Annotated in this window: 8 protein-coding genes and 2 pseudogenes; 4 read left to right on the top strand and 6 right to left on the bottom strand. The window is 46.3% G+C overall.

Annotation, left to right across the window (positions count from 1 at the left end; genetic code table 11):
- The 5 genes and pseudogenes from trmE to rpmH form a co-directional block, all read right to left on the bottom strand.
- Positions 1 to 301, bottom strand: a pseudogene (gene trmE / locus E2K52_RS11710) (tRNA uridine-5-carboxymethylaminomethyl(34) synthesis GTPase MnmE); the annotation flags it as partial.
- A gap of 92 nt (positions 302 to 393) precedes the next feature.
- Entirely contained in the window at positions 394 to 2157 is a 1764-nt protein-coding gene (gene yidC / locus E2K52_RS11705) for a membrane protein insertase YidC (RefSeq protein WP_151205261.1), read from the bottom strand.
- Between the two features lie 5 nt (positions 2158 to 2162).
- The gene (gene yidD, locus E2K52_RS11700) at positions 2163 to 2483 is read right to left on the bottom strand and encodes a membrane protein insertion efficiency factor YidD (RefSeq protein ID WP_151205260.1); all 321 of its coding nucleotides are present in this window, start codon (positions 2481 to 2483) and stop codon (positions 2163 to 2165) included.
- 9 nt (positions 2484 to 2492) lie between these two features.
- On the bottom strand, positions 2493 to 2885 hold the full coding sequence (gene rnpA / locus E2K52_RS11695) for a ribonuclease P protein component (protein ID WP_151205259.1): 393 nt from the start codon (positions 2883 to 2885) through the stop codon (positions 2493 to 2495).
- 29 nt (positions 2886 to 2914) lie between these two features.
- Positions 2915 to 3049, bottom strand: a complete 135-nt coding sequence (gene rpmH, locus E2K52_RS11690; protein ID WP_000831329.1) for a 50S ribosomal protein L34 — start codon at positions 3047 to 3049, stop codon at positions 2915 to 2917.
- A 657-nt stretch (positions 3050 to 3706) separates the two neighbouring features.
- Here rpmH and dnaA point away from each other — a divergent pair.
- The 4 genes from dnaA to gyrB all read left to right on the top strand — a co-directional run bounded on the left by dnaA (position 3707) and on the right by gyrB (position 9969).
- On the top strand, positions 3707 to 5083 hold the full coding sequence (gene dnaA, locus E2K52_RS11685) for a chromosomal replication initiator protein DnaA (RefSeq protein WP_151205258.1): 1377 nt from the start codon (positions 3707 to 3709) through the stop codon (positions 5081 to 5083).
- A gap of 107 nt (positions 5084 to 5190) precedes the next feature.
- On the top strand, positions 5191 to 6339 hold the full coding sequence (gene dnaN / locus E2K52_RS11680) for a DNA polymerase III subunit beta (protein ID WP_151205257.1): 1149 nt from the start codon (positions 5191 to 5193) through the stop codon (positions 6337 to 6339).
- A gap of 27 nt (positions 6340 to 6366) precedes the next feature.
- Entirely contained in the window at positions 6367 to 7449 is a 1083-nt protein-coding gene (recF, locus tag E2K52_RS11675) for a DNA replication/repair protein RecF (RefSeq protein WP_151205256.1), read from the top strand.
- A gap of 54 nt (positions 7450 to 7503) precedes the next feature.
- Positions 7504 to 9969 carry a DNA topoisomerase (ATP-hydrolyzing) subunit B gene (gene gyrB, locus E2K52_RS11670; protein ID WP_151205255.1) on the top strand — a complete coding sequence of 822 codons (2466 nt, stop codon included), beginning with the start codon at positions 7504 to 7506 and terminating at the stop codon, positions 9967 to 9969.
- A 71-nt stretch (positions 9970 to 10040) separates the two neighbouring features.
- Here the strand turns inward: gyrB and E2K52_RS11665 are convergent.
- Positions 10041 to 10595 (bottom strand): annotated as a pseudogene (locus E2K52_RS11665) (glutathione-dependent formaldehyde dehydrogenase); the annotation flags it as partial.

Here is a 10595-nt window from a genome sequence, read left to right as displayed (position 1 = left end):
CCAGCAAACGGCCCAGCAGGGCATTCTGGATCACCGGACCACCATGACCTTGTAACTCGACCACATCCTCGCCGGTAAAGGAACTCGGGTTAGGAAAGCAAAGCACCAGTCCCTCATCCATCACCTCACCGGCAGCATCATAAAACTGGCGAAAACCGGCAAAACGGGCATTGGGTAAGTCTTTTTGGGTTAAGGCCTGAGCAATCGCATAGGATTTTGGACCTGACAGGCGAATTACCCCCACACCGCCACGCCCTGGGGGAGTTGCAATTGCAGCAATCGTTGTGGTTGGGTTAAGCATAAAATTCACCTGCAAGGACTCAAAAGTACAGCCAAAAAAAATCCGCCTAAGATTACCATCTTAAGCGGATTTATTCAGCCCGTCAGTACAACTTAGTTGACTGGCGTTGCCTCATCGCGTTTGGCACGCTCTTTGGCCACGGCTTTATTGATCAAGGACTGCTGCAAGATCGTGATCAGGTTGTTCACAATCCAGTACAGAACCAGACCTGCCGGGAAGAACAGCAAGAATACAGTGAAAATGATCGGCATGATTTTAAACACTTTCGCCTGCATTGGATCAGTAGGCTGTGGATTCAGCATTTGCTGAATATACATTGTGGTTCCCATGATTAATGGCAGGATAAACCATGGATCCATCGCAGATAAATCCTGAATCCAGAGCAGCCATGGGGCATGGCGCAGTTCCACAGATTCCATCAGAACCCAGTACAAAGCCAGGAAAATTGGCATCTGCAGTAACAGCGGTAAACAGCCCGCCAGCGGGTTGACCTGCTCACGCTTGTACAGCGCCATCATTTCCTGAGAGAAGCGCATCCGGTCTTCACCGAACTCTTCTTTCATACGTTGCATTTCTGGTGCAATCACACGCATTTTCGCCATGGAGCGATAGCTCTTCGACGATAAAGGCCACAGGATCAATTTGACCAAGATGGTTAATAAAATGATCGCCCAGCCCCAGTTCCCCACCAGACCGTGGAAGAATTCAAGTCCGACAAACAGCAGTTTGGCAATTGGCCATAACCAGCCATAATCTACAGTCTGATTCAGACCCGTAGCCAGGTCTTTCAGTTCTGACTGGATTTTTGGACCGGAATAGAAGGTCGCATCAATTTCAGCAACCGTACCCGCCGGCACCGTGAAAGTTGGTGAAGTAAAACCGATGATGTTCATGTCATCAGTAGACTTGCGTGATTCAAGTTTCGCGCTATAGGCTTCGCCATTGGCTTGGGTCAGTTTCAAGTTACCCGGTACCCATGCACTTACAAAATAGTGCTGTACCATTGCAACCCAACCACCCTTGGCTTCAGTGCTGAGCTTTTCTTCAGTAAAGTTGTCAAATTTCAACTTGTTATACTGCTCATCTGGTGTTCCCCAGGCACCGCCCAAGAAAGTTCCCAGAGTGAAAATCCCCTGATCCGACTTGCCTGGATCTTCTGAATTATCACGCTTGATCTGACCAAACATCTGACCTTGCCAGGCTTGACCGCTACGGTTAATCACCTTGTGATTCACCACGACTGGGTATTCACCTTCGATAAAGTTAAAGGTCTTGATAATTTCTACACCATCAGCCGTTTTAAAGACCATCGGTACAGACAAGACTTTGACCGTTTCGCCGGCTTTATTTTTGCTGACTTTGGCATCTGCCAAGGTATAAGTGGTTTTTTCCAGCTCATACATTGGACGGCCATTGCGGCTACTATCCGGCCCATTCAGACCGATCAGACCTGACTGAGCAACATAAGTCCGTTTCGCATCGCTTTCCAGCATGACGAAAGGCTCATCACTGTCTTTGTTTTTGTCATGATTGAGTAATTCAACACGAACAATATCACCACCTTTTGGATTGATCCAAAGATGATAAAGGTCAGTTTGTACTGAAATAAGCTGCTGACTTACAGGTGCTGTAGCATCCGTAGCTTGCTGCGCTGGTACATTTGCTTGTGGCACATCAGAGGTTGCACTAGCAACCTGATTATTTGGCAAATCTGCTGATACTTCCTGCGAAACCACCACAGTTTCCTGCTTCGGTTGGGTTTCTGCATTTCCATAATCTTTTTGCCAAGCCAAAATGAGCAAATATGCGACAACAAACATGGCTCCTAGAATTGCAATCCTGGCCCATTGTTGCATATGTATTACCCCAAGTGGTTAGAGTGATTTTGGTTCATTAAACGATCACGAAAGGGTACAGCAACGTGAAGCGTTTGAGAATCTATTTGCTGAAATGAAATAAAACGAATCGCTTTCAAAGGCACAGGATCATATCCTGATCCACCCCAGGGGTGACAACGACAAATACGTTTAGTCGCCAACCACACACCACGTCCAGCACCATGTCGATGGACTGCTTCCAGAGAATATTGCGAACAGGTAGGAATATAGCGACAGCGTGGTCCCAGTAAAGGACTAATCACAATCTGATAGAAACGGATTAACCAATGCAGTAAACGTACCATTGGCGCGCTCTACTTTTGTGGGGAGGGAGCTGTTTTTGTATGCTTTTTGGCAAGACGGTTCAGTTTTTGCCAAGCAAATTGTAATTGCTGATGCAGTTCAGCATTCGGTACGCTATCGATCCCCATTTTGGGCATCACCACAATATCCAAATCACTGAGTTGCTGCTGATGCAGGCGAAAACTTTCACGAGCGAGTCGTTTTACTCGATTTCGTTCATGCGCACGGCGCACTTTTTTCTTAGCAACAACTAAACCCAAACGGCTGTTCGGCTGTTCGGACGGTTTTGCAAGAAATAAGAAATGGGGTTGATGCACTTTAAAAAGCGCACCATCAAAGACACCTTTATAATCGGCAGCACAGCGTAATCGTAACTCTGTGCCAAAACCATAAAGTGCTGTCATAACACCCAAAGTCGGCAAAGCCTAACTGATTAAACAGTTAAGCTGTGACGGCCTTTTGCACGACGGCGAGCTAATACTTGACGACCAGCTTTAGTAGCCATACGAGCACGGAAACCATGAACGCGTTTACGCTTTAATTCAGATGGTTGGAATGTACGTTTCATCTCGAAACTCCCAAAAAGATCTTTCTATGAAGGTCCGCGATTTTAGTGCTCATTGCTTAAGCTGTCAATGTAAAACAGGTTTTCTTTTCAAATAAGTTCTCAATGCTAAATCGCTTTGAGGAATCTCATAGATTAAAAAAATCCCTTGCTTAAAAGTTATACACAAATTAAGTTGTTGTTATTCATTTGAATATAAGTTATTAACATTTATATCAACATGGTTATCCACAATGTTGTAACAGGTTTAAATTTGGATTGTGGTTTTGAATTTAAATTTAACTGAATTATGTTTATCCACAGAAAAGTCGAATCTTATATATAAATTCAAATTTATAAATTTAAATTTATTACTATTAGGGAGGGGTTTTTCTGTGGAAAAGGTAGTTTTATTCTAAATAAACATAAACTTAGGTTGTGGGTAAAACTGTTTCTATTAATTTTATACTTTGTGGATAACTTTGTGATATATTTTATCCACAGCTTGCGGATAAACTTATCCACACCAGCCTTTTAAATTTAAATTTATCCATTTTGGACTGTTTTTGCACAAAATCTGCGGAAATAGCCATGACAGATGTGGATAACTTGGTTAGAATGGCGGCCCGCTTTGGCCGTGGCCATCTTTTAAATAAACAATGGAATGAATAGGGGATTCACATGCTTTGGACAGACTGCTTAAATCGCTTGCGACAAGAGCTCTCTGGAAATGTCTTTACAATGTGGATTCGCCCATTAGTGGCGGAAGAGTTAGATGATACTTTGCGTCTCTATGCTCCGAATCCTTATTGGACACGTTACATTCAAGAGCATCATCTGGAGCTGATTTCAATTCTGGCTGAACAGTTGTCAGAAGGCCGGGTACGTAAAGTTGAAATTCTGGTGGATTCCCGTCCGGGTGTCATCCTGTCTGCCAGTGAACAGCCGGCGACCACTACAGCAGCGTTGGCTTCGATGCCTGCGCCAGTGGCCAAACCGAAAAGAGAAAAAGAAGACACCGCGAAAAATAACCGCAAGCGTCAATTGAACCCTTTATTTACCTTTTCTTTGTTTGTGGAAGGCCGCTCTAACCAGATGGCCGCTGAAACTTGTCGCAAGGTATTAACCCAGTTGGGCGCATCACAACATAATCCTTTATTTTTATATGGGCCTACCGGCTTGGGTAAAACCCACCTGATGCAGGCAGTCGGTAATGCACTTTTACAGGCCAAGCCGAATGCGCGGGTCATGTATATGACCGCAGAAAGCTTTGTACGGGACTTTGTCAGCTCTTTGCAGCAGGGTAAAGTCGAAGAGTTTAAGAAAAACTGCCGCTCTCTGGATCTGTTACTGGTCGATGATATTCATTTGCTGGCCGGTAAGGAAGCCAGTCTGGTGGAATTCTTCTATACCTTTAACGCACTTCTGGATGAATCCAAACAGATCATCCTGACCTCGGACCGTTATCCTAAGGAATTGACCGAACTGGATCCGCGTCTGGTCTCCCGCTTTTCCTGGGGGCTGTCTGTGGGGGTGGAACCGCCCGATATTGAAACCCGAATTGAAATCTTGCTGAAAAAGGCTGAAAACACCGGTGTGGACTTGCCGCGTAACTGTGCGCTGTTCATTGCCCAACAGGTGGTGGCCAATGTACGTGAGCTGGAAGGTGCACTGAATAAGGTCGTGGCCATTTCCCGTTTTAAAGGAACACCGATTGAGCTGGATGTTGTCCGTGAATCCCTGAAAGATGTATTGGCAATTCGTGCGAGAACCATCAGCACCGAAAATATCCAGCGTGTCGTCAGTGAATATTTCCGTATTCCTTTAAAGGAGCTGGTCGGTCCCAAACGTACCCGGATTTATGCCCGTCCACGTCAATTGGCCATGGGCCTGGCACGTGAATTGACTGGTGACAGTTTTCCGGAAATTGGCATGGCTTTTGGCGGTCGCGATCACAGTACCGTGATGCATGCCTGTGAGAAAGTACAAAGTCTGCGTGAGCAAGATCCGATCTTTAATGAGGACTATAAAAACCTGCAACGCCTGTTGCAAAGTTAACCGGAAACGCTCAAATTCTGTTCTTGCTATGCGGCTTATTTTGCCGCATAGTACACTGCTAAAAAATCAAAATTTATCTTAATCTTCAGTTGTTAGAGGAATGTACCGTGCGTTTAAAAATCGCGAAAGAGAGCTTACTGAATGTTCTATCACATGTCGTAGGAGCGGTTGAACGTCGCCATACCTTAAATATTCTGTCCAACCTGAAAATCCAGGTCACTGCTGAAGCCTTAACGGTGACAGGCTCAGATCTGGAAGTAGAGCTGGTGGCCAGCACCCCATTGGCCGAAGGCGCTTGCCTGCAGGCAGGGGAAACCACGGTTCCGGCACGCAAACTGATTGATATCTGTAAGTCTTTACCTTCTGCGGCATTAATTGACCTGCAAATTACTGATGATCAGCGCTGTATTTTAAAATCAGGCAATAGCCGTTTTGTACTCGGGACTTTGCCTGCCGATGATTATCCGCTTTTAAGCACTGAAAATACGCAAGGTACCCAAGTTACCGTCACCCAACGTGAACTGAAACGCCTGTTTGAAAAAACTGCTTTCGCCATGGCAGTACAGGATGTGCGTTTCTATCTGACTGGTACCTTGCTGGAAATTGATGCCAATCAATTGCGTGCAGTGACTACCGATGGCCACCGTCTGGCCCTGTGTGAGACAGTGGCGCAAGCGACTACGACCCAGCCGATCCAGGCCATTGTGCCACGTAAGGCGGTGGCTGAATTACAACGTTTGCTCAGTGTAGAAGATGACCAGTTATCCCTACTGATTGGTCGTGAATTATTAAATGTCACTATTACAGTAGCGAGTCGGGATAAAGAACAGGGCGATATCACAGTACGTTTTACTACGAAACTGATTGATGGCAAATTCCCCGATTATCGCCGTGTTATTCCGCGTGGTGGTGATAAACGTGTCATTATTGCTCATGATGTGTTCAAGCAATCTTTACAACGTGTTGCCATTCTCAGTAATGAAAAATTACGTGGTGTCTTCCTGAACTTTAATGCTGATTCCCTGCAATTACGTGCCAATAACCCGGAGCAGGATGAAGCGATTGAAGATCTGGCGATTCAATATGCAGATGCACCGATGGAAATGTCATTCAATGTCCAATATCTGCTTGAAGTATTGGGGGTATTGGATGGCGAAGATGTCACTATGACCATGACTGAGGCCAACCAGTCAGTCCTGGTTCAGGACCCATCGCAGACTGACCAGACCTATGTCGTGATGCCAATGCGCGTCTAAACCTTTTGGAAGAAATAAGTCCACACAATGCATATTACGCGTTTACATATTGAGCGTGTACGAAACTTGAAGACGGTTGCTCTCTACGGATTGCAGCCGTTTAACGTTTTTTATGGCCAGAATGGCTCTGGCAAGACCTCAGTACTGGAAGCCATTCATTTACTGGCTAGCGGCCGCTCTTTTCGTACCCATCTTCCTAAAAACTACATCCAGTACGGTGCTCAGGATGCAATCGTGTTTGCCCAGTCCGAGACTGAAAAAATCGGCATGCAGAAAATGGCCAGTGGTGAACAGCTGATCAAGGTCAATGGTGATCCGGTGGCAACCCAAGGCCAGCTGGCCAAACTGCTCCCGCTGCAACTGATTGATCCGCAAAGTACTGACATTATTGACCATGGTGCCAAGCCGCGTCGCCAGCTACTGGACTGGTTGATGTTCCACGTGGAACCGGAGTTTTATCATACCTGGCAATATTATGCCCGGGCCCTGAAGCAGCGTAATAGCCTGCTCAAGTCCAAGCGTTTCTTAAGCCTGTCTGAGCTGGAGCCGTGGAACCTGATGCTGAGTGAATATGGCGAGATCTTACATGCGCAGCGGGTGACGATCGTGGAACAGTGGAAAGGCTTTTTTCAGGAAGATTTAAGGCAGTTACTGCCTGATCTGGAGATTCGTCTGGAATACAGCCCAGGCTTTCATAGTGAAACTGGTCTGCTGAATGACCTGACCCATTATCATGAAAAAGACTGTGAACGGCGCTATACCGAATATGGTCCACATCGTGCCGATTTACGGCTCAAAACTCCCTTGGGGGAGGCGGATGTGATTCTGTCACGCGGCCAGAAGAAACTGTTGATGATGGCGCTAAAACTGTCGCAAATCGCAATGCTGCATGCTAGTAACAAGGAAACTGTGGTATTATTAGATGATGTGACAGCAGAATTAGATTTAACTGCACAACAACGTTTAATTGAACGATTGAGCCAGCTAGGTAGTCAAGTTTTTATTACTACCTTAGACCATGAATCAGTACAAAAGCACCTCCATGATCTGTCTATTTCGTATCAGTTATTCCGGGTTGAAAACGATACAGTTGAAGTTGTTGTGCGATAATTTTTTTAATTTTACCCATCTTTGTATAAACCTATACTTTACTAGGGAGAAACCATGAGTTCAGAAGATCAAGCTGCTTCTCAAACAGAACAAACCATTGAAAAGGCTTATGATTCCTCTAGCATCAAGGTACTACGTGGTTTAGATGCTGTCCGTAAGCGTCCGGGCATGTACATTGGTGATACAGACGATGGTACCGGCCTGCATCATATGGTTTTCGAGGTAGTCGATAACTCGATTGATGAAGCACTGGCCGGTCATTGTGATGAAATTATCGTGACTATTCACGAAGATGAATCTGTCTCGGTTTCTGATAATGGCCGTGGTATTCCGACGGATATCCATCCAGAAGAAGGGGTGTCCGCTGCCGAAGTAATTCTGACCATTCTGCATGCTGGCGGTAAGTTTGATGACAATAGCTATAAAGTTTCCGGCGGTTTGCATGGTGTAGGCGTGTCGGTAGTGAATGCTTTGTCTAGCAAGCTGGAGTTGACCATCCAGCGTGCGGGTAAAATTCATCAGCAGGAATACCGTCATGGTAACCCGCAGTTCCCCTTAACGGTGGTCGGCGAGACCGACAAGAGCGGGACGCATGTGCGTTTCTGGCCAAGTACAGAAACCTTTAGCCAGACCATTTTTAATGTAGACATTCTGGCACGTCGCTTACGTGAACTGTCTTTTTTAAATGCCGGTGTACGCATTGTGTTGCGTGACGAGCGTATTCATGCAGAGCATGTGTTTGATTTCGAAGGCGGATTGTCTGAATTTGTTAAATATATTAATGAAGGCAAGACCCATCTGAATGATATCTTCCACTTTACGACCATGGCTGAAAATGGCATTGGTGTCGAAGTAGCCCTGCAATGGAATGATTCTTATCAGGAAAATGTCCGCTGCTTCACCAACAATATTCCGCAAAAAGATGGTGGTACACATTTAGCCGGTTTCCGTGCTGCGCTGACCCGTGGCCTCAACAGTTATATGGAAAATGAGAACCTGCTCAAAAAAGAGAAGGTGAACGTATCAGGTGATGATGCGCGTGAAGGTCTGACCGCGATTGTGTCGGTAAAAGTACCCGATCCGAAATTTTCTTCACAAACCAAAGAAAAACTGGTGTCCAGTGAAGTGAAGTCTGCGGTTGAGCAGGCCATGAATAAGGCTTTTGCGGAATATCTGCTGGAAAATCCGCAAGCGGCCAAATCAATTGCGGGCAAGATTATTGATGCCGCACGTGCCCGTGATGCGGCACGTAAAGCCCGGGAAATGACGCGCCGTAAAAGCGCTCTGGATATCGCAGGCCTGCCGGGTAAGCTGGCAGATTGTCAGGAAAAAGATCCGGCTTTATCTGAACTCTATCTGGTCGAGGGTGACTCTGCTGGTGGTTCGGCCAAGCAGGGCCGTAACCGTAAGATGCAGGCGATTTTGCCGCTTAAAGGTAAAATCCTGAACGTGGAACGTGCACGCTTTGACAAGATGATTTCATCTGCCGAAGTGGGCACCCTGATTACTGCACTTGGCTGTGGGATTGGCCGTGAAGAATATAATCCGGATAAGCTGCGTTATCACAAAATTATTATCATGACCGATGCTGATGTCGATGGTTCGCACATCCGTACACTGCTCTTAACCTTCTTCTTCCGTCAAATGCCGGAACTGGTTGAGCGTGGCCATATCTATATTGCCCAGCCACCGCTGTACAAACTGAAAAAAGGCAAGCAGGAACAGTACATCAAGGACAATGATGCCTTGGAAACTTATCTGATTTCCAATGCCATTGATGAACTGGAATTGCATGTTAGCGCAGAAGCCCCTGCCATTCGCGGTGAAGCACTGGCGAATGTCATTGCAGACTACCAAACCTCGCAAAAGAGTTTGGCACGTTTGACCCAGCGTTATCCTGCCAGCCTGCTGGATGCCCTGATTTCAATCGAGGCCTTTAAGCTAGATCAGCTTGAAGACCAGGACTATGTTACCCGCTGGGGTGAACAGCTGCGTGCAGCAATTGAGCGCATTCAGCCTGGCTTACGTCCTGAACTGAGCCTGGAACGCTTTGAAAAAGAACTGAATGATCAAACAGTGGCGAGCTGGTTACCTCGAATCACTATTTATGTGCATAACTTGCCGCATCATTATCTGATTGATGCTGGTTTGCTCGGTTCAAGTGAGTATGCGCGCTTATTGAAAAACTCGAAAAGCTGGTTTAGCCTGCTGGAAGAGGGGGCTTATTTACAAAAAGGTGAGCGCAAAATTCAGGTCAGTAATTTCCATCAGGTCTGGCAGCATATTCTGCAAGACTCACGCCGCGGTATGATGATCCAGCGTTATAAAGGTCTGGGCGAGATGAATGCCGATCAACTCTGGGAAACCACGATGGACCCTGAAAACCGTCATATGTTACAGGTGACGGTACAGGATGCGATTGAAGCGGACCGTATGTTCTCTTGTTTGATGGGCGATGATGTTGAACCGCGTCGTGCCTTTATTGAAGAAAATGCCCTGAATGCCGATATTGATACCTGATTGCTCAGGATAAAGCTCAGACTAAAAAAGCGCCTTTCGGGGCGCTTTTTGCTTGCTGGCTGAAGCGGTCTTTATGGCGTCAGAATAATTTTACGACAATCCTGTTCACGTTGATCAAAAATACGATAGGCTTCCGCCGCTTCTTCCAGCTTCATGCGGTGGGTAATAATCACGTCTGGCGAAAGATTGCCATTTTCAATATGCTCCAGCAATTCGGGCAGGAATTTATGCACATGGGTTTGTCCCATTTTAAAGGTCAAGCCTTTATCAAAAGCGTCCCCAAACAGGAAGCCATGAATTGGTCCGGCATAAACTCCCGGCACACTCACCACCCCACCGCGACGTACTGCGGCGATACATTGGCGTAGGGCAAAACCACTGGAACCTTCAATTTTCAGATTGGTCATCACGGTTTCTACCAGACTGCCTTTGGCTTCAAAACCAACCGCATCAATCACGGCATCTACACCCCGATGACCGGCAGTATTCTGGATGATAAATTCTGCCGCATCGACCTCATCAAAATTAACCGGAATCGCTCCATAGGTCTGATGGGCAAAACGCAGGCGATAAGGATGGTGATCGACCATAAAAATTTGCTCGGCACCCAGCATGCGGGCACAGGC

Origin of the sequence: Acinetobacter sp. RF14B (genome assembly GCF_006864105.1) — a bacterium.
GTDB lineage: Bacteria > Pseudomonadota > Gammaproteobacteria > Pseudomonadales > Moraxellaceae > Acinetobacter > Acinetobacter lwoffii_C.
This window is presented reverse-complemented; position numbering and strand designations above follow the sequence as displayed.